This window comes from Rickettsia endosymbiont of Halotydeus destructor, from assembly GCF_049278075.1.
GTDB lineage: Bacteria > Pseudomonadota > Alphaproteobacteria > Rickettsiales > Rickettsiaceae > Rickettsia.
Map to the genome: position 1 here is coordinate 157,890 of NZ_JAPNPB010000001.1, position 22,764 is coordinate 180,653.

The following is a 22,764-nucleotide window of genomic DNA, read 5'->3' on the forward strand; positions in this document are numbered from 1 at the left end:
CATTGTTGAGTGGATCGAAATCGTTACAAAAATAACGTCATTGCGAGCGAAGCGAAGCAATCTAATCATAAAATTGCTACGTCGCCTAGCGGCTTCCTCGCAATGACGTTGAGAGTCTTAGAGTGCCGCAGCCACTTCATGGCTTCGCAATGACGAGTTCTTTGTTAATTTTCGAGCCATGCAACAATGCTGGTCAAGCCACAGTATTATAGCATTGAAAGCTTTGCAAAAATTTGATCCGTACAATAATGCTTCCTCACTACAACTTATAGGATTTAAATATATTAATATAAGCTAATAAATACATCCCGTGTATTTAAGAATTGTTGTAAATTATAAGTTAAAAAAATCTTTCTTCTTGCAATTTAGCGCTTTTAATCTTTAATAGAAAATGTTATAAGGATTAATCTAATAAATTAGGTTAATTTTCATGGAAGACATTAATTGCTGGGAAGAAAAATTTGAAGTTTGTGAGTATGCTGCAAGGCTGTTAGATAAGGTTGCTTATTTAAATAAATCAGCCCACCATCCCATAGATATTCGAGAAATCAAAAAAGGTATTTATTACGCTCGGAAGTATCACGGCACACAAATGCGCCAATCAGGCGATCCGTATTACTCTCACCCGATAGAAGTAGCTTATTTGTTAGCCGAGTATACGGCAATCGAAGTACCTAAGCTTTTTATACCTAGTATGTTAAATGCTGCATTGTTACATGATACGATAGAGGATACATCACTTACAGAAGAAAATATTGCTATTATTTTTGATAGAATTACAGCAACCCATGTAGAAGGTTTAACACGAGTGAAGCCTTACGGAAAGATCACTGCCGCAGAAAGTTTAAAGTTATTAATTCAACAAAAAAGGTATAATGTGGGGCTTATTAAAGTTTTTGATAGAATTCATAACTTACAAACGTTAGAAGCTAAATCTCTAGAAAAAGCTAAGAAAATTATACAAGAAACTATCAAAAGTTTTATCCCTTTTACTATATATCTCGGTATAACTCAAATAGAAGAAAAATTAACTGAATTATGTTATAAACATTTATCTCTTAATGCTCAAAAAAATTATAATATAATTTCTAAGAATAATTTCCAGCTTGACGCTCCAACTTTTCAAAATGATTTACCCCGAACTTACATCCTATAAGTAAAGGGATCATAACAATAAGCAAACCATATTGACCAAAATATTTTGTTAAATAGATTATCCCAAAAGAAGTAATAAGATACATTAAAGCTCTCGAAAGAGCATATATCATACTGCTATAGGTAAAACGTTTAAAAACTGGAAAATGTCTAAAAAATATTGAAACAGCGGGTACGGTATCAAATGAAAACATAACAAGACATAATTGTACCACAAGCACCTGTGATGGACTATTTAGCCTATTTAACAAATACGGAGAAACTAACATAAAGATAAATAATAAAAATAGCTTTACTTTTAGTATTTTAAAAGGATGTATTTTATAACTTAAATAACTTATAAACCCCAATGATCCTAAGTGAACCATTGAAACAATAAAATTTTGATGAATAACTTGTGGAGCAGTATAGCCAAAAGAATTTTTTAAAATTTCTCCACACGTAATATAAGTAAAATAAAAACATATTGGCCATGCACAACTTACTACAAAGAAATATATAGTTGTTTTTTTATCAACTTTTTCATTAAAAAGTACATCATTCTTTAGTTCTTCTTTATCAATATTCGCTTCTTCATATTTTTCTAAAAGCCTAAGTTTTGCATTTGCAAAATCTGGTGTTTCTCTTAGTGTAGTCCTTGCAAAACCACCAACTACAGCAATTATAGCCCCCATCCAAAAAGCAAGACGCCAATTAAGCCCAAAAGACGAGGTAACTAAAGCAGCCATACCTAGCGCAGCTGTCGTCCCTATTACTGAAGCAACCGCGATAAAAGAAACTACTGGATATTGAATTGGAGGTTTTGTAACTTCAGTTAAATAAAGTTCTGCTCCTACTATTTCACCTACAGAAGACATCCCTTGAACAGCACGACAAATTGTAACTAATACAGAAGCAAAAAATCCCATTGTCTGAAAAGTAGGAGCATTTGCCATAATAACACAAGAAAATGCCATTAAAATAGTTGTCATAATAACAGTTGATTTACGACCTAATTTATCTCCAATTCGACCGAAGATATAAGCCCCAATCGGCCTAAACATAAAAGTAGAGCAAAAGGTAAAGGCTGCAAGAAGAGAGGCCGCGTGAGGTTCATATTTTGGAAAGAATAGCTCATTAAGTAGTACTGCTAAATGAACATATAGCATTAAGTCAAAATACTCAAGAAAAGTGCCTATGGACAACAATCCAACCGCTTGTTTTTGATTTTTAGTTAAACTCCTCTGCTCTTTTTCATAATTTAACATTATTCTTTATATTTTAATTAAATTGCAAAGAAAATATGCTTTTTCTATTATAAGTCAAGAAAATTTTTATTTATTTAATTTTTTTGAAGTTTTTAGGAAAGGCGTTAATAAAACGCTTGAGGTCAGGGGTTCTGGGTGGTGCTCTAAACGTCATTGCGAGTAGCTGCAAGCGGTGTGGCAATCTAGCTTTTTTTTGTCATACCGCGGGCCCGCTACTGCACCCACATATCGGCACGATGTGCGCCTCCTCGCAATGACGCATGGGGTATATACACGCAACAACGCCTGCGTGGGAATGACATAAAGAGCGTAAGTAATTAGATTGCAGCAAAGCTACGCTCCTCGCAATGACTATTTTTGTAATGATTTCAAGTCATGCAACAATGCCAACTTTATAACTAAAAAATTTAAGGTTAGGATATAAGGCAGTCAGAAGTTATTTCTCCTTGCCCTACTCCCATAAGTTTTAATGAATTAATCTTAGATTTGATAGGAAAAGACTGTATTCCCTCACAAGATGTTTCCCAAGGTACTAATATCCATTCTTCGTCTATATTTAAATCCATAGGTTTCAAATCTTCATAACATACATGTAAACGCTCTAAATCAATAATTAAATTAATGACTTCTTCGTCGGCAGTTATATCATTTATAATATCAAATACTATTTTTTTCATCTTTGCAGAATTTTTCGGATATTTTAATTCAGCTTCCAAACATTCTTTATTTCCTAACTGTTGTCCTATAAGTATTGTTAAGTCGCCTATATTTGGGTTGGGCAATATATTATAACCGTTTCCATGATAATATAATTTTGCAAGTAAAAAACACGCTTCTTTTTCTTTACAAAGCATGGCAACCGTTAATAATACTACGAAATGATCAAATAATTTTGTTTGAACGATTTCTTTCTGAGTATTATAGATTGTAATTTTAGTCGATAATATTTTCGGTTTCAGAAATTTGTTAATAAATATTTTCATTTTCCAGGCAACCATAATAACGATAAAAAGTTAGGTAAGAACGATGGTTTTTATTGTAATTGCATGTAGTTTTGTATTTAATATTTCTCCAAGAGCATTTTTAACTAATTTATGTTGGTTAATTAAAGTAAGCCCATTAAACTGATGATCAGATATTTCGAGCGAGTAATGATCCTGATCCCCAACGAGATCAGTGATTTTTATTATACTATCCGGAAAATTTTTGCGGAGTGTTGCCTCGAGCTGTTCTATAGATATTGCCATTATTTTTTACTTTTTTGATATAAGATTAAATTGTATACTACTAATAAATTAAGAATTCTATTATAAAGTCTTAAACATACATTGATAAAATGCGTTCTTAGGCATATAATTGTTATCAACCAATTAAATTCTATATATTAATAACTATATGACAAAAGATACAGAAGAATTAAAAGAATTTATCATTGCCTGTTTGGAAGAAAAGAAAGCTGATAATATTGATATAATAGATTTAAGAAGCAGGAATAAATTAGCGGATTATATTATATTTGCCAGCGGTCGTTCTACTAAAAACGTCGGTGCAATAGCTGAATATATAGCTCTAGAGCTAAAACAAAAAGTTAATATCAATACTAATATTGAAGGCTTAGGTAAATCAGAATGGGTATTAATAGATGCAGGAACAATATTAGTAAATATTTTTTATCCCGAAGCACGAGCGCATTTTAAATTAGAAGAAATGTGGAAAAATAAATAGGCATATATTTTCATGAAAATGAAGCGTTATTGTATGGCTCGAGATCATTACAAAAATCGTCATTGCGAGGAGCGTAGCTTTGCTGCAATCTAGAAAATATTAGTCATCCTGAATTTGTTTTAGGATTTATTACAAAAAGATGCTGAAACAAGTTCAGCATGACAAGAGCTAGATTGCCACGTCGAGGCTACGCCTCTCCTCGCAATGACGATTTCGGTAGCCATGTAACAGCTGACTTAACCTTTCATAATTTTATTAATCATAAACGGGTATTTACAAGGTATAGATGAACGAACATATTCTCATCAATGTTATAATTTTGCTTGCTACAGCTGTTTTTGTTGTGTCAATACTTAAGCGCTTTAAATTAAGTCCTGTTTTAGGTTATTTAATTGCCGGTGCAGCGATCGGGGATCACGGTTTTAAAATAGTAACGTATGATCAAACTAAACTGCTTGGTGAATTAGGAGTTGTGTTCTTACTTTTTGCTATAGGCCTTGAGTTATCTTTTGAAAGATTAAAAGCCATGCGGAGATATGTGTTTGGTCTTGGAACATTGCAAGTTGTAACAACGACTATAGTAATTGCTGCCTCAATGGTGCTATTTGACGGTAATAGTAGTGCTGCTATTATCACTGGCGGTGGTCTTGCGCTTTCATCAACCGCTCTTGTTATGCAAGTAATTGAGGAAAGCCGTAGTCAATCAACGCAAGTCGGTAGAATTTCTCTGTCGATCCTCCTATTGCAAGATTTAGCAGTAGTACCCTTACTTGTAATAGTTCCGTTGCTTGCAGATAGTAATACCACATCTCTTGCTACGGCTTTGGGTGTTGCCCTTTTAAAGGCCATTACTGCTCTACTCACTATATTTATAGCTGGCCGAGTTTTATTACGTCCTTTATTTTCTTTTATCTCTGCGGAAAGTAATAGTGCTAACGAGCTACCTATCGCGATGACTTTATTGATAGTATTATCTGCTGCTTGGGCTACCGAGATTTTCGGTTTATCTCTAGCACTTGGAGCCTTTGTGGCGGGTGTATTGGTTGCAGAAACTGAATTTAGAGTACAAGCAGAAGAAAGTATTTATCCTTTCAAAAGCTTATTTTTAGGGTTGTTTTTCATGACAGTCGGGATGAATATTGACGCGTTAGAAATGTATAACAAAATATCGCATATTATTACTTTGTCCGTAGCATTAATTGCTATAAAAACTTTAATTATTACTGCTTTTTGTATCCTATTTGGCTTCAATAAAGGTGTTTCGTTTTATGCGGGCTTATTACTATCGCAAGGTGGTGAATTTGCTTTCATCTTATTTAGTTTAGGTAAAGAAAATGGTATTTTAGAAAAAAATACTGCGAATATATTGTTACTGGTGGTTACTTTTACAATGGCGCTTACTCCTTTACTTGCAGCTTTAGGAAGAAAACTTGCTGAAAAAATTGATAAAGGTCTTGGGAAAACTCCGACACAGTTAATTGAATTGGGGGCTAGAGATCTAACTAACCATGTTATAATTGCAGGGCTTGGTAGTGTTGGTAAAATGATAGCACGAGTTTTAGAAGCTGAGGGAACGAGTTACGTAATATTAGACCTAAATGATGAACGTATTAAAGAAGAGGCATCTAACGGTTTTCCGGTGTTTAAAGGCGACGTATCGCAAATTGATACATTAAAAGCTGTTGGAACTGAACGAGCCTTGGTAGTAATACTTACAATGAATAATCAGGTAACTATTAAAAAGTCGCTAAAGACAATCTCAAGTCATTTTATGGATATGCAAGTCGTCGTTAAGTTAAAAAATCTAAAAAATGCACGAGAATTTTATGATTTAGGAGCAACGACTATTATCCCTGAAAGTTATGAAACCGGTTTACAATTGGGAGGAACGGTTTTAAAACTCATTGGTATTAGCGAGCAAGAAATTAACCGTGTCAAAGGACAATTTAGATTAGGTAATTATATAGCCGCTAAGAGAGAAGATTTATTGGCTACAACAGAAGAAAATGACTAATATACTCGATGAATTTCAAAAATTGCCTAGCCTTCGCCAATTTGATTTTGATAGCGAATTTTGTAAAGCTCGTCTTTACGCATGTATTATTTATACACTTGCGCAGACTCGCTTTAAAATTCATCTATCAAAATCAAATTGTTCTTGGCTTTTGTCGTCTTATAAGATCGAGGGTGCTCACGTATTAAGTATACGCTCCGCTTCGAGGGCTTTAGACTCCTTGCTCTTTTTGAAGTTGATCTTCGTCTACCGTTTTTTCATTTTATTAATTATCATGGCGTTATCACCTACGGTTGAAGCGGATAATAAAAAATTACCTATTCCTCGTTTTGTTTCAATAAAATCTAATGAAGTAAATGCTAGAAGTGGTCCGAAGAGCAAATCCTTAATAGAATGGGTCTTTGTTAAAAAAGGTGAGCCGGTAGAAATCATTGCGGAATATGAACAATGGAGGCAAGTTCGTGATATCAAAGGTGAAGGCGGATGGATACATTCAAGTGTTTTATCAGGTAAAAGATCAGTAATTATCGCCGGTGATGAAGAAGTGGAACTTACCAAAAGTGAAAATCCTAAAAGTAGAGTAATCGCAAAATTAATACCTAAAATTCGCTGCGCTTTAAAAAAATGTAAAGCACAATTTTGTCAAATTTCTTGTAAAGATTACGTCGGATGGATCTCTAAAAAAGCTATTTGGGGAGTATATGAAGATGAGAAGGCGTATTAAGTTAATAACTTAAAAATATTATTTGTGTACGGTATCCAGAAAAATCATATTAAATTTGTTTCAATATTTATAAAAGACATTTGAAGTGAATCCAGAATGATGATAAGGCTGAATATTTTAGGGGCGGCGTATGATATCATGTTTGTAATAACTATATTACGATAATTATAATCTACACAATATTCCAGTTAAATCACGAAATGACAATAGAAAAAATATAAATATATGATTTCCATATTTAGTAAATTAAAGCAAAGTTTATCTAAAACCTCTAATAAAATATCGGAAGGGGTAGATAAAATTTTTTATAAGAAGAAGTTAGATAAAGAAACACTAGAAGAATTAGAAGAATTGCTAATTTCTTCGGATATGGGTGCTTTAGTTGCAAGTAGAATTATCGAAGATTTGAAATCCATAAAATTTGACAAAGAAGTAGATAATAATGTTATTAAAGAAACTTTAATCAAGCTAATACAGCAGTTATTAGCTAAATCTGAAATTCCTTTTACTTTGAATAAAAATAAACTAAACGTGATTTTAGTTTGCGGAGTTAACGGCGCAGGCAAAACTACCACTATAGGTAAGCTTGCATCACTATATCAAATGCAAGGTAAAAAAATAGCGATTGCCGCTTGCGATACCTTTAGAGCTGCTGCCGTAAATCAGCTTAAGGAATGGGCGAATAAAGCAGAGGCGTTATTTGTTACCGGTGAGGAATCAGCAGATCCTGCAAGCGTTGCTTATCTTGCTATACAGGAATCAATAAAACAAAATATCGATATATTATTTATCGATACCGCTGGCAGGTTGCATAACAAAAAAAATCTTATGGATGAACTAACCAAGATTGTAAAAGTTATTAAAAAAGCAGATGAGAACGCGCCTACTCATAGTATTTTAGTCGTGGATTCCATTACCGGTCAAAATGTCTATAATCAGGTAGAGCAATTTAATAATAGTGCTAACTTAACTGGTCTTATTGTTACTAAATTGGACGGTAGCGCAAGAGCTGGAGTAATCGTCGGTATAGTACAAAAATTTTCCTTGCCTATATATTTCATTGGCATAGGTGAGCAAATAGATGATTTAAAGATTTTTAATCGTAACGATTTTGCAAATAGTTTGGTTGGATTATAAAATAATTAATTTAGTTTGAATAAGGTTTTATACAACCTTATTCAAACTAAATTGTTAAAAGAAAAAGTTATTCCTACTTTATATCGATACAGAGTCAGTACTACCTAATAATGTACTTTCATCATCACCATTTTCATCAACCGGTGCTACTACTCCTTCTAATGACTCTAAAACATCTTTATCGGCGCTAATGATAGGTTCATTTGCTTGCGATGTAGGGTTCAATAAGCCTTGAGCTGATGGTATAAATGCCTCTAATATTGGTAAAAATTCGCTAATTTGCGAAGTTAATTTATTTATATTATCAGAAAAATCGGATATAATAACTAAATTTGGAAGCTCTTTTAATAGATCTGCTTGTAAGGATAGCTGATTTAAAGCCTTAAAAAAGTTTTTATCTTGTAGTATTAAATTACTTAAAAGAGCTTGATCAAGTAATTTATTTGCCTCTTCCAAGGAACTTGGTATTGTTGCAATTTGAGTTGTAAGCATTGAAAGTTCTTTAATCAGCGGCGTAGCCTGATTTAGCATATCGATTAATTTAGGAGTTTCTGCTGCAAGCTTTCCAACAGTACTAAGTGATGGAATTACCTCAATTTGTAGAAGGTTCATAATATCAAAAAGATTTTGAGCTTGCATTAGATTGTGGCTTATAATTATTGTCAAACTTTCAATTTTTGAATTAATTTGTGTAATATCAGGTAGTTGATTATTTTCTAAGTCCATATGATTCCTTTTAATTAATTATAATAAAAATAGCTAAAAATGCTATGAAAGTTGTTACTTATAGATTGCCGCCTCGCTTGTATAGGCTTGCAATAACGATTTTAGTTTACGCAACATCGCTAAACTAGAATAACCTCAACGGTAATTTTAATCGTTCGCAAAAATTGCTTAACTTTTATTCAGTAAGGTGTGGCATATCGCCAGCTAACTCTGCTTCTTTTTTTGCAAGATCATCTATATCTTGATAATATGCTGATGACATTAGATCCGTCGATGCTAAAAGTCCCGTTTTTAAAGGAGTATCAGGAATACCTGATTTGAACCACATTTCTGCCTCCACTACTACTGCAGCTACCTCTGTTTCTAAAACTATTTTTAAAGCATTCTTTATCAAATCTGGTTGTTTTTGAGGAGCAGTAGCTAACTCTTTTTGTTCTTCTATAGCAATAGCTAACTCTGTTCCTTTTTCTGGAGAATCATTTATCTCTAGCAAATCAAGTTTTATAGTCACTGGTTTATTAAATGTTAGCCATAAAGGCCCATTTCTTGTTACGGCATATCTTAGACTCCCTGAAACGGTTGCTCCTCCCTCTATTGGTTCTTCTAATGCAGGAGTAATAACAGGTAATGAACTGTTATTAATATCTGCGGTATGGTTTATAACCGATTCATTTTCAGTTGGTTGTTCAGCTATTTCGTCTGGAGAAGATTGGGTTCTTACAGGTAAAGTCGGTTTTTGTAATTCTGTATTCTGGTTTTCTTGTTCTTCTGAATTTTTTGACATATGATTCCTTTTAGTTGGTTATAACAAAAATAGAGAAAAAATAGCTAAAAATGCTATGAAAGTTGTTATTTATAGATTGTCATGTTCTTTCCAGTCGTTTGGAATGACGATTTTGGTTTGTGAAACGATGCCGAACTAGAGTAACTAAAAGTGATATTAAATGTTTACAAAAATTGCTTAACTTTTATTCACTAAAGTGTAGCATATTACCAGATAACTTTGCTCCTACCGGTGTATCTACTTCTGCTCCTATTATACTTTAACATTAAATTCTATAAGTTTAACGCTGGTTACTTTAGACAGTATCAATATCAAGGTTGATGGGCTTTCCTAACTCCTCAACCGCGTCTAATACTGTCGGCTCTATAGTAGCTGCAGCTGCCTCTACTTTTAAAGTTACTATTGAAGCATCAGCCACATCTAATTGCTTTTCTGAAGCGGTTGATCCCTCTATCTGCTCCTTCAGTGCAGGTGTAGTGACAGGTAATATACTATCATTAACATTTGTTATATGCTTTATAACCGATTCATTTTCAGTTTGTTGTCCAGCTATTTCGCCTAGAGAAGATGCGGTTCTTATGAGTGAAGTCGGTCTTTGTGGTTGTGTATTTTGGTTTGTTTGCTCTTCTGAATTTTTTGACATATGATCCCTTTTGATTGATTATAACAAAAACCTTAAGAAAGGTTAATAAACAGTATGACGGGGAAAAATATATAAAGTCAATATTTTAATTAAAAAAATTATTATTTTTTTAATTAAAGAGATAATAATTTTACAATATAATTTTTTGATCACATGTATATTGAGATAAAAAAATTAGGGGATGAGAGAGTAGTAGAGATTATATTTTGAGGTCATTTTTGCAAAAGTGAAAACTTTAATACGACTCAAATTTTTTCGAAATATTTGGTGTTAAGCCGCAATATGACAGCGAAATGACAATCATTTTTTTAATTATAAAGCAAAGTCCCGCTTGAATTAAAATGACATAAGAATGCGAGAAATGACATCGAATATATTAATTATTTTTGTGATTTGTCTTTATCTGAATTATTCAAAAAAGGGCTATTTTTTTGACTGTCTTTTGAAATTGAGATTTTTTCTTTATATTTTTGTTGTTCGGCTAAAAAACTCTGGGCTTCTTGTGATAAGCTATTATATAAATCACGTTTTTTCTTGTTAATTGCAACTATTTCTTCTCTATATTTTCTTATTTCATCACGTATTTCTGGTTTAATGCTACCTGCATATGCGTAAAAATCATCTATTGTTTTTTGTGACGTATTATCGGTATTTGAGAGGAGTTTAGCTGAATCTGTTTCCGGTACTGTAGAGGACGCGCTTGCAAAACTATTCATAGTTGATAAAAATATTGTCAAAATAGTAATATTTAAGGCTTTGTTTTTAATCATATAGCTCTCTTTAATAATATTTAAAAAATTGCAAAAATTTAAAAGCATCGGTATACTTAAGAATAATTAATATTATACAACATGATTATGTCATATAGTCAATTAAAAGATAGTTTCAAAGTTTTTTTTAATATTAAATATCGTGATATTGAAATCTTTGAGAAATTTTTTGTAGAAAAAGCAAGCGGTACGTCAATGTGCGAAATAAAATCCGTTACTATCGAGTCGCAGCCTGATGATATTTGGAGTTTTGAAGCTTATTATAATCATAAACCTAATATAGCTTTGTTAAAAAAACAAATTCAAGAGTTAGCGAAGTCTCATAACCTTGAAATTATTAAAAATTTCCATTTGGAAGAAATTGAGGATAAAGATTGGGTAGCATTCTATCAAAGTCAATTAACTCCTATAGAAACTAAGCGCTTTTTTATTAGCACAAAGCTGCATCAAGATACCTGTCCTAAAAATAAAATGTTGCTACTTATTGAAGCCTCCAGAGTCTTTGGAACCGGTCAGCACGAAACTACCTTAGGATGCCTCGAAGCTATGGAAGATTTAGCAGATATATACTCAAATGATTTGAATATATATAAAATATTAGATATCGGTACCGGCACAGGAATATTATCTTTTGCCGCTGAAAAGCTTTGGAAGAAAACGCAAATTTTTGCCTGTGATATTGATAAAATAGCAGTAGAAATAGCTGAAGAAAATGCTAGATTTAATGATTCCAAAGTAATTTTTTATAAAAATAGTGAAGATAAAATTTTACCTTCTAACTATAAAAATATTAAGTTCAGTTTGATAGTCGGTAACATTTTAGCTTTGCCGTTAATGGAATTATCAAGTGAAATCGGTTCGATGACTGAAATTGGTGGGTATCTTATATTATCGGGATTTCTTGATTACCAAATGGAACAGGTTAAAAATGCTTACCAATCGCTAGGGTTTACCGTTAAGAATGCCATATATAAAAATTCCTGGGTAATATTGATATTGCAGTTTATAGATAAGTAAATGATTGGAATTGACTTTTTGAACATATATCAGTATAATAACAAGCTATTTAACAGGGAAATTTAAACTTATGAGTACCACGAAAAGTGATGCTGAAAAAAATAATAATTATATTTCAGAGCTGAGAAGAATAATTTGGCCCATCGAGTGGCATGAAAACAAAAAATTCTTGCCGATGGCTTTTATGATGTTTTGTATTTTATTAAACTATTCGACACTTCGCTCAATTAAAGACGGTTTTGTAGTAACAGCTATCGGACCTGAATCAATAAGCTTCTTAAAAACTTATATAGTTTTACCATCGGCAGTTCTTGCGATGATAATCTATGTGAAGCTTTGCGATATTTTAAAACCAGAAAATGTTTTTTATACAGTAACGTCATTTTTCTTAATATATTTTGCAGTATTTGCTTTCATTTTATACCCATATCCTGATTTAATTCACCCTAATCCTGAATATATAGACTCCTTAAGTAGTAATTATCCGAATTTCAAATGGTTTATCAGAATAATCGGTAAATGGAGTTTTGCTTCTTTTTACGCAATGGCAGAGCTTTGGGGAACATTAATGTTAAGCTTGCTATTTTGGCAATTTGCCAACCAAATTACTAAAACTGAAGAAGCAAAGCGTTTCTATTCAATGTTTGGCTTACTTGCTAATTTGGCTTTGCCTGTTACCGCAGTAATTATCGGGTATTTTTTAAGTGAAAAAACTCAAATATTTGCTGAGCATTTGAAATTTATGCCGTTATTTATCATTATGATAGCAAGTAGCTTTATTATTCTACTATTATATAGATGGATGAATAAACATGTTCTTACCGATCCAAGGCTTTACGACTCTGCACTTGTTAAAGAGAAAAAAAGTAAAGCAAAATTATCGTTAGTCGAAAGTTTTAAAATGATTTTTGCTTCTAAATATATCGGTTTTATTGCTCTATTAGTTATAGCTTACGGTATTTCGGTAAATCTTGTGGAGGGTGTTTGGAAATCAAAGGTTCATCAATTACACCCGACAAAAGAAGCTTATACAATGTATATGGGGCAATTCCAAGCTTATCAGGGTGTAGCAGCGATTGCTTTCATGATTATAGGAAGTAATATTTTAAGAAAAGTATCGTGGATGACAGCAGCAATGATCACTCCTTTAATGATGCTAATTACCGGCATAGCTTTCTTTGTTTTCATTTTCTTCGATAGTACAATTGCTATGTATCTTACCGGTATATTAGCTTCTGGACCTCTAGCATTAGCGGTTATGATTGGTATGATTCAAAATGTTTTAAGTAAAGGTGTAAAATACTCGTTGTTTGATGCTACTAAAAATATGGCATATATTCCACTTGATAAAGATTTGAGAGTAAAAGGACAAGCTGCAGTAGAAGTTATAGGCGGAAGACTCGGTAAATCAGGAGGAGCGATTATTCAATCGACTTTCTTTATTTTATTCCCAGCTTTAGGTTTTGTTGAAGCTACACCGTTCTTTGCATCTGTATTTTTTGTTATAGTAGTATTGTGGTTGTATGCGGTTAAAGGGTTAAATAAGCAATATCAAGCTTTAATAACTACTAAATAATTGTTTATAGATTAAGGTTCTGCAGAGGAAGCGAGTTGTATTGTAGTTACCCGAATTGTCTTGCGAGAAGGCATTTATGTTGAGGTAGTAATCTGGTCTTTGTCAGGCTGAGCTTGTTTCAGCCTCTATTTTAGATACTGAAACAAGCTCAGCCTGACTATGTTTTTCTGGATTTTCGTTTGAACTAGCATGACATATTCAAAGCTAGATCTTCGTTTTAATAATATATTAAGTTGCATAGCATGAATATGAAAGCTAAAGCTAAAAGCCAAAGATCGCCATATGTTAAGAACTATAATAGTTGGCGTGTGAGAATTTTGTATTCTATCATTATCGGTTATGCAACTTTTTATTTTTGTCGGCAAAATTTTAGTATAGCAACACCTGCTCTAATAAATTATTTTGGTGTTACAAAAACTCAAATCGGCTGGATATTAACGGCCTCCTCTATAACTTATGGCATTAGTAAGTTTTGTAACGGCTTTATTAGTGACAGGACTAGCGCTCGTATATTTATGGTGTCCGGACTTTTAATAGTTGGTATTATTACTATAGCCTTAGGTTTTGCTGATTCCTTAATCGTAATTGGGATTTTGTGGATTGTTAGTAACTGGTTTCAATCAATGGGGTGGCCACCAGCAACACGGATGTTAACTCATTGGTTTGCTCCTAAAGAGCTTGGTACTAAATGGGCTTTAGGCGCTACTTCTAACCAGATAGGTGGTGCTTTTGCCATGGTAATTTGTGGTTATTTGGTTGAAGCTTATGGTTGGAGAGCGGCATTTTTTGTGCCGGGAGTATTTGCCTGTCTAGTTTCATTGTTTTTATTTAATCGTTTGCGTAATTCACCGAAAGAGGTAGGGCTTGGAACGGTTGAAGAGTATAAAGAATGTGAAGTGCAAACGTTAAATGATTATGAACGTTTATTAACTCCTGTTTTACTTAAAATGGTGTTCGGTAACAAATTAATTTGGTATGTTTGCCTAGCAAATATGTTTGTTTATATTATACGTGCCGGAATAATTTATTGGGCACCGACATTTTTATTGCAGTTAAAAAATATAAGTCTTGCGCATGCCGGTCTACAAATTGGTTTATACGAAGTAGTAGGGATACCCGGAGCTATTATTGCCGGTTCGATGTCCGATAAAATATTTCAGGGGCGCCGCGGCCCAATCGCAGCAATTTATATGTTAATTCTTAGTATAACTCTTATTTTATTTTGGCAAGTACCTATGCAGAGTGAAATATTAAGTATTACGATTCTTGCTTTAATTGGTTTCTTTATATCCGGCCCACAATTATTAGTAGGCGTCGCCGCTGCTGATTTTAGCACACGGCAAGCAGTAGGAACTGCTAACGGCTTTTCAGGTTTGTTCGGCTACCTGGGAGCATCGATTGCCGGGGTGGGTGTTGGCTGGATAAGTGATAAATGGGGATGGGATGGTGTATTTATATTTTTTGGTATGTCGGCCTTTTTAGGAGCGTGTTTATTCGCTTTGACCTGGAATCATTCTGCTAGTACATCAAAAAAACAGATGTCAAAATAAAATTTTAATAAACTATAAAAAAGGTTAATAATGACAATCGAATATACTTTTTCAATGATTAAACCGGATGCTACAAAAAGAAATTTAACCGGTCAACTTAATGCTTATTTAGAGAAAGCCGGTTTAAAAATTGTAGCGCAAAAAATGACTATTTTAACAAAATATCAAGCCGAATGTTTTTACGATGAGCATAGGGCAAGACCATTTTTTAATAGTTTAGTCGAATATATTACTTCCGGGCCAGTGGTTTTGCAAGTTCTTAAGGGTAGTAATGCTATTACTTTAAATCGTAAAATTATGGGTGCTACTAATCCAGGTGAAGCAGAAGCTAGTACAATTCGGAAAGATTTTGGTGAATCGATAGAAGCTAATAGTGTTCACGGTTCCGATAATCAAGATAGTGCTAAGAGAGAAATAAAGTTTTTCTTTGCTAAAAATGAAATTATAGAATAATAAATGCCTGAATATGACGTAATAGTTATTGGAGCAGGACATGCCGGCGCTGAAGCGGCTTCTGCTTCAGCGCGTCTTGGCGTATCCACTCTTTTAATTACGTTAAAACCAGAAAATCTTGGAGAAATGTCGTGTAATCCTGCAATTGGCGGGATTGCAAAAGGTACTTTAGTTAAAGAAGTTGATGCTCTCGACGGTTTAATGGGGAGAATTATAGACCAGGCAGGCATACATTATAAAATGCTAAACGAAACTAAAGGGCCAGCTGTATGGGGGCCTCGTGCTCAGGCTGATCGCAAGCTTTATAAAAAAGCAATGCAGGCTGCATTAACAAATCATGAGAATTTAACTTTACTTTATAACTCAGTAGAGGATATTAAAACTACAGATGAGAAAGTACAGGCTGTCATTTTAAAAGACGGTACAAAAATTCCATGTAAAAAAATTATCCTTACAACTGGGACATTTTTATCGGGTCTTATTCATATAGGTCAGGAAAAAATTCCAGCCGGTAGAGTTGATGAAGAACCTTCTTACGGCTTGTCTACTACATTAAAAAAAATAGGATTCAAGCTCGGTAGATTAAAAACAGGTACGCCGCCACGAATTGATGGACGTACTATTGATTATAGTAAAGTTGAATCTCAACCAGGTGATAAAGTCCCTCGTCCTTTTTCCGAATTAACTACTAATGTTCAAATTCCTCAAATAAATTGTTATATTACTAAAACTACCTCGCAAACGCATGATATTATCAGAAATAATTTAGATAAGTCTGCTATGTATTCAGGGCAAATAGAAGGAACAGGACCTAGATATTGTCCATCTATTGAAGACAAGGTAGTTAGGTTTAGTACTAAATCTGAACATCGCATATTTTTAGAGCCTGAAGGTATAGATGACTATACAATTTACCCTAACGGTATTTCTACTTCATTACCAAAAGATGTGCAGCTTGAATTAATAAAAACGATACCGGGCCTTGAAAATGCTATAGTACTTCGTCCAGGTTATGCTATTGAGTATGATTATGTTGATCCACGCGAGTTGAAAGCTACTTTGGAGACTAAAAGAATTACAGGTTTATATTTTGCTGGGCAAATTAACGGTACTACCGGTTATGAAGAAGCAGCAGGGCAAGGCATCATAGCAGGCATTAACGCTGCTTTAGCCATAAAAAATCAACCTCCTTTTGTATTAACCAGAGCAGCCAGTTATATCGGGGTGATGATAGATGATTTAATAACATTTGGTACTGTAGAGCCTTATCGAATGTTTACCTCAAGATCGGAATATAGATTATCAGTAAGAGCGGATAACGCTGATTTACGATTAACGCAGTTAGGTATCAATATCGGAGTCATATCCAAAAAAAGAGAAAAAATATTTATACGAAAATGCCAAGATATCAAAGAAGCAAAAAATTTAGCTGCCTCTTTATCTATAACTACAAGTCAATTAGCGAAAATCGGTATATTAGTTGCTCAAGATGGAACATATAAATCAGCTTTAGACTTACTAGCAATACCTAATTTTACTATAGATCAAGTAATTAAAATTTTTCCTCAACTCGCTAAAATAAATAATAATATTATACAATTACTTTATATTGATTCAAAATATTCTTCGTATTTAATAAAACAACAGGCAGATATACAATTATTTAAACAAGAAGAATCCTTATTAATTCCTCAAAGTATCAATTACTCCAAAATATCGAGCTTATCTATTGAGGTGTGTGAGAAACTTAGCTATTTTAAGCCAGCAACTATTGGTGCGGCACGAAGAATATCAGGAATAACGCCAGCAGCTGTTACAGCTATTATAATTTATTTAAAAACTAAATACCGTGATTAATGATTTTATTCCACGTGAAATAATAGAGGAATTAAAAGAATATCAAGAGTTAGTGTTAAAGTGGAATAATACTATTAATCTCGTGTCCAATAATAGTATTAAAGATTTTTGGTCGCGTCATATAATCGACTCTTTACAATTGCTACAATATATTGATAATAAAGATATATATTTAATTGATATGGGTTCAGGAGCAGGTTTTCCTGGTATGATATTGTCAATAGCAGGAATAAAATCGGTGATTTTAATAGAGTCGGATATTAGAAAATGCGCATTCTTGAAGAAAGTAGCAAATAGAAATGTTCAAGTCATTAATCAGAGAGTAGAAAAGGTTAAAGCCGCCTGCGAGGTGTTAACCTGTCGAGCTTTTGCTTCGTTAAATATGATATTTAATTATACTGAAAATATTTTGGTAAAAGAAAAATTTTTATTATTGAAAGGAAAAAATTATCACATCGAATTAGAAGAAGCAAGAAAAAATTGGTCATTTGATTATTCGGTGCATAAAAGTATGACATCTGAAGAAGGTAAAATATTAGAAATTCGTAATTTAGTAAAGATTACATGACTGTAAAAATAATCTCTGTAGTTAATCAAAAAGGAGGCGTTGCTAAAACAACCACTACGGTAAATTTAGCAACTGCTCTTGCTGCTATGGATAAGAAAGTTTTAGTGATTGATCTTGATCCTCAGGGAAATAGTAGTACCGGTTTTGGTATTAACCAGCGAGAAAGAAAAAATACTATTTATCAAGTGTTAATAGGTTCAATTAAGTTAAAGGAAGCCATACTCTCTACAAATATTTTAGGGTTAAATATAGTTACTTCAAACTCTAATTTATCTGCTGCAGAATTAGATTTAATAAATATGAAAGGTAGAGAATATTTATTAGTGAATTTACTTAAAGAATTAGAAGCTTGTTACGATTATATCATTATTGATTGTCCTCCCTCTCTTAATTTGCTTACAATAAACGCTTTGGTAGCGGCCGATGAGGTGTTGATCCCTATGCAATGCGATTTTTATTCGTTGGAAGGATTGAGTCATTTGCTAAAGACAATTGAAATTGTAGAAAAAAAGTTAAACCCTAAAATAAAAATTGCCGGCATATTGTTTACTATGTATGATAGGCGAAATCGCTTAACTGAGCAAGTTGAAGCTGATGTAAGGAAATATTTAGGGAAGCTAGTGTTTAAAACTGTTATTCCCAGAAATATTAAATTATCTGAAGCTCCTTCATACGGTCAGCCTGCTATTATTTATGACTATAAATGTTCTGGTTCTATTGCTTACATGGAGCTTACAAAAGAAATTTTAGGAAGACATGATGAAAAATAAAGGTTTAGGAAGAGGTTTGTCGTCGTTACTTGGCGAAGAGGTTATACCAGGTGCAAAAGATGAAATAATCCAAAATATTAATATTGATAAAATTAAGCCGAACGAAAATCAGCCAAGGAAAAATTTTGAATATGATAAAATAAAAGAACTAGCTGATTCTATAGCAAATAACGGTTTGTTGCAGCCGATTATTATTAATCATGATTATAAAATTATAGCAGGTGAAAGACGTTGGCGCGCATGTAAGCTGGCAAAAATTATTGACATACCGGTAATTATAAAAGATTTAGACGCTGGAGAAAGCATGGAAATTGCTCTAGTTGAAAATATACAAAGAGCCGATTTATCTGTAATAGAAGAAGCTGAAGGGTTTAAATATTTGGTAGAAAACTTTCACTATACTCCAGAAATGCTAGCAGAAAAGCTTAGTAAAAGTCGAAGTCATATAGTTAATCTTTTAAGATTGAATAAGCTACCGCAATCAATTAAGGATAAAGTAAACGAAAATCTATTAAGCATGGGACATGCTAGATGTTTGGTAAATCATGAGCATGCAGAAGTAATAGCGGAACATATAGTAGAGCACGGATTGAATGTGCGTCAAACTGAAGAAATAGTTAAAAAATGGTCTAAAGATGAGTATGTAAAATCTCCGGAAGAGGATTATCGAGTCGGAAAGCGTTTTTTAAAGGAAGGTGATAAAAGTAATGATCTACAATTGCTAGCAAAAACATTATCAGAAAAGTTTAATATAAAAGTAACAATAGAAAATTATTCTCTGGGAGGAAAATTAATTTTTCACTATAAAAATTTGGAAGAGCTAGATACAATTTTATTAAAATTCAGTTAAGGTAAAAATGAAAAAATATTTTGTAGAACTGAAGGAAATAAAACTGGTGGGAATTAAAGTACGAACAAATAATGATAAAGAATTTAATACTCAAACTGCTAAAATTGGTACATGTATACAGAAGTTTTTTTCTCAAGATTTAGTGCAGATACCGGATCGTAAAAAACCAGGAGTTACATTTTGTGCATATACCGAGTATGAAAGTGATCATACAGGAGGATACACATTTTTTATCGCGGAAGAGGTAAATTCAATAAATGAAATTCCTTTAAATATGCATAGTTTAATTATACCTCCACAAAAATACATAAAATTTACTACAGAACCAGGTGTAATGCCAGGCGTTGTAATAGATGGCTGGCAAAAAATTTGGAAGATGAATCCAGAACAATTAGGAGGCGATAGAAATTATAAAACTGATTTTGAGTTTTATGATCATAGAGCGGCAGAGTCAAAAAATGCGGTAGTAGATATATTCATCGGCATTAAATAATAATATAAGGAACTAATAATCTATGTCATATCAATATGTTTATGAAATGGATGGTTTGAGTAAAACTATCAACGGTAAACAAATTCTAAAAGAAACACGCTTATCATTTTTGCCCGGTGCTAAAATCGGTATAATAGGTCCCAACGGTGCAGGTAAGTCTACGCTGCTGAAAATTATGGCAGGAATTGACAAGGAATTTGATGGTAGAGCGTCTCCTGCCAACGGCATTAAAGTGGGTTATCTGCCTCAAGAGCCTCATCTTAATCCTAATAAAAATGTTTTTGATAACATTATGGAAGGGTTAAATGAGAAAAAAATACTTATTGATGAATTTAATGAAATAAGTAATAAATTTGCTAGTGAAATGACCGACGAGCAAATGAATAAATTGCTTACTAGACAAGCAGATTTGCAAGAAAAAATAGATGCTTGTGATGCGTGGAATTTAGAGCGTGAAATAGATATTGCAATGTTAGCATTACGTTGTCCGTCAAAAGAAGCTAATGTTGAAAAAATTTCCGGTGGTGAAAAAAGAAGAGTTGCATTATGTAAATTGCTTTTGGAAAAACCAGATATGCTGTTACTTGATGAACCAACAAACCATTTAGATGCAGAATCGGTTTCGTGGCTCGAAGATTTCTTAAAAAACTATAAAGGTACCGTAGTAATTATTACACATGACCGTTATTTTTTGGATAATGTTACCGAATGGATATTGGAAATCGATCGAGGTAATTGTGTTCCCTGGAAATCTAATTATACAAGTTGGCTAGAACAAAAACAAAAAAAGCTGGCATTAGAAAGTAAAGAAGAAGATGATAGGCAGAAACAGCTAAACCGTGAACTTGAATGGATCCGTCAATCGCCGAAAGCTAGGCAGTCTAAAAGTAAAGCTCGTATTACCGCTTATCAGGAGTTGCTTAATAAACACCAGGACCAAAAAAGTGATCCTACTCAAATTATCATACCAAATGGTCCTCGTCTTGGAGATTTAGTAATAGAAGCAGATCATATAGCTAAAAAATTTGGTGACAAAATATTATTATCGGATTTCAGTTTTAAAGTTCCACGTGGAGCAATCGTTGGTATAGTAGGTCCGAACGGCGCAGGCAAATCTACTTTATTTAATATTATTACAGGAAAATTAACATCGGATAACGGCTCAATTAAGCTTGGGCAAACAGTTAAATTAGGTTATGTTGATCAATCACGTGACCACCTTAATGATAATAAAACCGTATGGGAAGAAATTTCTGAAGGGCTTGACGAGTTACAGCTTGGTAGTAGAATAATAAAAAGTAGAGCTTATTGTGCAGCTTTTAATTTTAAAGGCGGAGACCAGCAAAAAAAAGTTGGTCAACTTTCCGGAGGTGAACGTAATAGAGTACATATAGCAAAATTGTTAAAAGAAGGGGCGAATGTCATACTCCTTGATGAACCTTCAAACGATCTCGACTTAGACACCTTAAGAGCGCTCGAAGATGCTATTTTAGATTTTGCTGGCTGTGTTTTAGTAATTAGTCATGATCGCTGGTTTTTGGATAGGATAGCCACGCACATTATCGCTTATGATAAAGAAGGTGATGCGACCTGGTTTGAAGGAAATTATCAGGATTATCACGATTATATGTTAAAAGAGAAAGGCGAAAATACTTTAAACCCTAGATATAAACATAAAAAATTAATTTAATGTCTTTAGGCGAAATAATAGTAGTTATATTAATAGCGTTATTGGTAATAAAGCCAGAAGACATTCCTATAATTATGAAAAAAATCCATGAAATAAAATCTTATTTTACTAATTTTAGAAACAAAACCATATCCTACATTATTAATGATGATGAGGGTAAAGAGCTAAATGAAGATATAGAACAATTAAATTTTTATTTGCAAAAGGTTATTAGTATAAATGGTAAGTATGATGGGGATTATACTTTAGAAAAAGTAAAACAAAAATATCATGTATTAACGAAAGAATCTATTAATAAAGAAGTTATGCAAAAGAATGATTATTAATCACGTTGTATTGGTTGATGAGCACGATAACGTGCTTGGGATAGAAGACAAACCGACCGTTCATAATTCTGCTACACCTTTACACAGAGGGTTTTCAGTTTTTCTTTTTAATAATGAAAAAGAATTATTAATACAAAAAAGAAATTCTAACAAAAAAACCTGGCCTACATTTTGGTCAAATAGCTTTTGCGGTCATCCGCGGCTTAACGAAAACTATGAGGATGCAGTACATAGGCACGCTAAATTTGAATTAGGTATGACCTTAGAAAAATTATACTTTATTAGTAAGTATCGTTATAAATTTACCTTAAATAATATTGTAGAAAATGAAATATGCCCGATTTATTTAGCTGTATCAAATGATGAGATCAATATAAATAAAGACGAAGTCGAAAAAGTAAAATTATTTCAATGGAATGATTTTTTGCTTTATTTAAAAGAATCTTTGCCAAATTTTACTCCTTGGTGTATAGAAGAAGTAAATATATTAGAAAAAAACAATATATTTAAAAAATTTATGGATTCGACTTTATAATTATAGTATAAGCACACCAAATCTCATAAAGCCCTTATTATATTAGGGGGCCTTGGATTGCAACAGTACCAAGAGGTGCTTTTCAATGAAATTTAAGGTATCTACGCGACAATGTATTTGCGGGAGTGACATTGAATATGCTTACCTTATCTGC

24 protein-coding genes are annotated in these 22,764 nt (G+C 32.9%); 17 read left to right on the top strand and 7 right to left on the bottom strand.

What is annotated here, in order from left to right; genetic code table 11:
- Nucleotides 1–430: 430 nt before the first annotated feature.
- On the top strand, nt 431–1,156 hold the full coding sequence (locus OTR29_RS00690) for an HD domain-containing protein (protein WP_422228750.1): 726 nt from the start codon (nt 431–433) through the stop codon (nt 1,154–1,156).
- Here the strand turns inward: OTR29_RS00690 and OTR29_RS00695 are convergent.
- The 3 genes from OTR29_RS00695 to OTR29_RS00705 form a co-directional block, all read right to left on the bottom strand.
- Nucleotides 1,089–2,402 (bottom strand): MFS transporter, encoded by a 1,314-nt coding sequence (locus OTR29_RS00695; protein WP_422228751.1) that lies wholly within the window; start codon nt 2,400–2,402, stop codon nt 1,089–1,091. The genes OTR29_RS00690 and OTR29_RS00695 overlap by 68 nt on opposite strands.
- A 413-nt stretch (nt 2,403–2,815) precedes the next feature.
- Complete coding sequence (locus OTR29_RS00700; protein WP_422228752.1) at nt 2,816–3,385, bottom strand: hypothetical protein; 570 nt, start codon at nt 3,383–3,385, stop codon at nt 2,816–2,818.
- A gap of 30 nt (nt 3,386–3,415) precedes the next feature.
- The gene (locus OTR29_RS00705) at nt 3,416–3,649 is read right to left on the bottom strand and encodes a BolA/IbaG family iron-sulfur metabolism protein (protein ID WP_422228753.1); all 234 of its coding nucleotides are present in this window, start codon (nt 3,647–3,649) and stop codon (nt 3,416–3,418) included.
- Between the two features lie 148 nt (nt 3,650–3,797).
- On the opposite strand from OTR29_RS00705, the gene rsfS reads away from it, so the two are divergent.
- The 4 genes from rsfS (at nt 3,798) to ftsY (ending at nt 8,002) form a co-directional block, all read left to right on the top strand.
- On the top strand, nt 3,798–4,127 hold the full coding sequence (gene rsfS, locus OTR29_RS00710) for a ribosome silencing factor (RefSeq protein WP_422228754.1): 330 nt from the start codon (nt 3,798–3,800) through the stop codon (nt 4,125–4,127).
- A 286-nt stretch (nt 4,128–4,413) separates the two neighbouring features.
- On the top strand, nt 4,414–6,141 hold the full coding sequence (locus OTR29_RS00715) for a monovalent cation:proton antiporter-2 (CPA2) family protein (RefSeq protein ID WP_422228755.1): 1,728 nt from the start codon (nt 4,414–4,416) through the stop codon (nt 6,139–6,141).
- A gap of 274 nt (nt 6,142–6,415) precedes the next feature.
- Nucleotides 6,416–6,865 carry an SH3 domain-containing protein gene (locus tag OTR29_RS00720; RefSeq protein ID WP_422228756.1) on the top strand — a complete coding sequence of 150 codons (450 nt, stop codon included), beginning with the start codon at nt 6,416–6,418 and terminating at the stop codon, nt 6,863–6,865.
- Between the two features lie 225 nt (nt 6,866–7,090).
- Nucleotides 7,091–8,002 carry a signal recognition particle-docking protein FtsY gene (gene ftsY / locus OTR29_RS00725; protein WP_422228757.1) on the top strand — a complete coding sequence of 304 codons (912 nt, stop codon included), beginning with the start codon at nt 7,091–7,093 and terminating at the stop codon, nt 8,000–8,002.
- 78 nt (nt 8,003–8,080) lie between these two features.
- Here the strand turns inward: ftsY and OTR29_RS00730 are convergent, their stop codons facing one another.
- The 4 genes from OTR29_RS00730 to OTR29_RS00745 all read right to left on the bottom strand — a co-directional run bounded on the left by OTR29_RS00730 (nt 8,081) and on the right by OTR29_RS00745 (nt 10,925).
- Nucleotides 8,081–8,728 (bottom strand): hypothetical protein, encoded by a 648-nt coding sequence (locus OTR29_RS00730; RefSeq protein ID WP_422228758.1) that lies wholly within the window; start codon nt 8,726–8,728, stop codon nt 8,081–8,083.
- A 175-nt stretch (nt 8,729–8,903) separates the two neighbouring features.
- Entirely contained in the window at nt 8,904–9,512 is a 609-nt protein-coding gene (locus OTR29_RS00735) for a hypothetical protein (RefSeq protein ID WP_422228759.1), read from the bottom strand.
- 295 nt (nt 9,513–9,807) lie between these two features.
- Nucleotides 9,808–10,155 carry a hypothetical protein gene (locus OTR29_RS00740; RefSeq protein WP_422228760.1) on the bottom strand — a complete coding sequence of 116 codons (348 nt, stop codon included), beginning with the start codon at nt 10,153–10,155 and terminating at the stop codon, nt 9,808–9,810.
- 380 nt (nt 10,156–10,535) lie between these two features.
- Nucleotides 10,536–10,925, bottom strand: coding sequence for a hypothetical protein (locus OTR29_RS00745; RefSeq protein ID WP_422228761.1), 390 nt, complete (start codon nt 10,923–10,925; stop codon nt 10,536–10,538).
- Nucleotides 10,926–11,012: 87 nt separating this feature from the next.
- Here OTR29_RS00745 and OTR29_RS00750 point away from each other — a divergent pair, with 87 nt between their 5' ends.
- From OTR29_RS00750 to idi, 12 genes are all read left to right on the top strand, one after another.
- Nucleotides 11,013–11,942 (top strand): 50S ribosomal protein L11 methyltransferase, encoded by a 930-nt coding sequence (locus OTR29_RS00750; RefSeq protein ID WP_422228762.1) that lies wholly within the window; start codon nt 11,013–11,015, stop codon nt 11,940–11,942.
- Between the two features lie 70 nt (nt 11,943–12,012).
- Nucleotides 12,013–13,518, top strand: a complete 1,506-nt coding sequence (gene tlc1 / locus OTR29_RS00755) for an ATP/ADP exchange transporter Tlc1 (RefSeq protein WP_422228763.1) — start codon at nt 12,013–12,015, stop codon at nt 13,516–13,518.
- A 242-nt stretch (nt 13,519–13,760) separates the two neighbouring features.
- A complete protein-coding gene (locus OTR29_RS00760; protein ID WP_422228764.1) occupies nt 13,761–15,068 on the top strand; it encodes an MFS transporter in 1,308 nt (435 codons plus the stop codon).
- A 30-nt stretch (nt 15,069–15,098) separates the two neighbouring features.
- Nucleotides 15,099–15,521, top strand: coding sequence for a nucleoside-diphosphate kinase (gene ndk / locus OTR29_RS00765; protein WP_422228765.1), 423 nt, complete (start codon nt 15,099–15,101; stop codon nt 15,519–15,521).
- 3 nt (nt 15,522–15,524) lie between these two features.
- A complete protein-coding gene (gene mnmG, locus OTR29_RS00770; protein WP_422228766.1) occupies nt 15,525–17,378 on the top strand; it encodes a tRNA uridine-5-carboxymethylaminomethyl(34) synthesis enzyme MnmG in 1,854 nt (617 codons plus the stop codon).
- Entirely contained in the window at nt 17,374–17,946 is a 573-nt protein-coding gene (gene rsmG / locus OTR29_RS00775) for a 16S rRNA (guanine(527)-N(7))-methyltransferase RsmG (RefSeq protein ID WP_422229052.1), read from the top strand. The genes mnmG and rsmG overlap by 5 nt, the downstream gene beginning before the upstream one ends.
- On the top strand, nt 17,943–18,716 hold the full coding sequence (locus OTR29_RS00780) for a ParA family protein (protein ID WP_422228767.1): 774 nt from the start codon (nt 17,943–17,945) through the stop codon (nt 18,714–18,716). Before rsmG ends, OTR29_RS00780 begins: the two co-directional genes overlap by 4 nt.
- The gene (locus OTR29_RS00785) at nt 18,703–19,566 is read left to right on the top strand and encodes a ParB/RepB/Spo0J family partition protein (protein WP_422228768.1); all 864 of its coding nucleotides are present in this window, start codon (nt 18,703–18,705) and stop codon (nt 19,564–19,566) included. The genes OTR29_RS00780 and OTR29_RS00785 overlap by 14 nt, the downstream gene beginning before the upstream one ends.
- A gap of 7 nt (nt 19,567–19,573) precedes the next feature.
- Nucleotides 19,574–20,059, top strand: a complete 486-nt coding sequence (locus OTR29_RS00790) for a GyrI-like domain-containing protein (protein ID WP_422228769.1) — start codon at nt 19,574–19,576, stop codon at nt 20,057–20,059.
- A 22-nt stretch (nt 20,060–20,081) separates the two neighbouring features.
- The gene (ettA, locus tag OTR29_RS00795; protein ID WP_422228770.1) at nt 20,082–21,749 is read left to right on the top strand and encodes an energy-dependent translational throttle protein EttA; all 1,668 of its coding nucleotides are present in this window, start codon (nt 20,082–20,084) and stop codon (nt 21,747–21,749) included.
- On the top strand, nt 21,749–22,075 hold the full coding sequence (locus OTR29_RS00800; RefSeq protein ID WP_422228771.1) for a Sec-independent protein translocase subunit TatA/TatB: 327 nt from the start codon (nt 21,749–21,751) through the stop codon (nt 22,073–22,075). The genes ettA and OTR29_RS00800 overlap by 1 nt, the downstream gene beginning before the upstream one ends.
- The gene (gene idi, locus OTR29_RS00805; protein ID WP_422228772.1) at nt 22,065–22,610 is read left to right on the top strand and encodes an isopentenyl-diphosphate Delta-isomerase; all 546 of its coding nucleotides are present in this window, start codon (nt 22,065–22,067) and stop codon (nt 22,608–22,610) included. The genes OTR29_RS00800 and idi overlap by 11 nt, the downstream gene beginning before the upstream one ends.
- Nucleotides 22,611–22,764 lie beyond the last annotated feature (154 nt).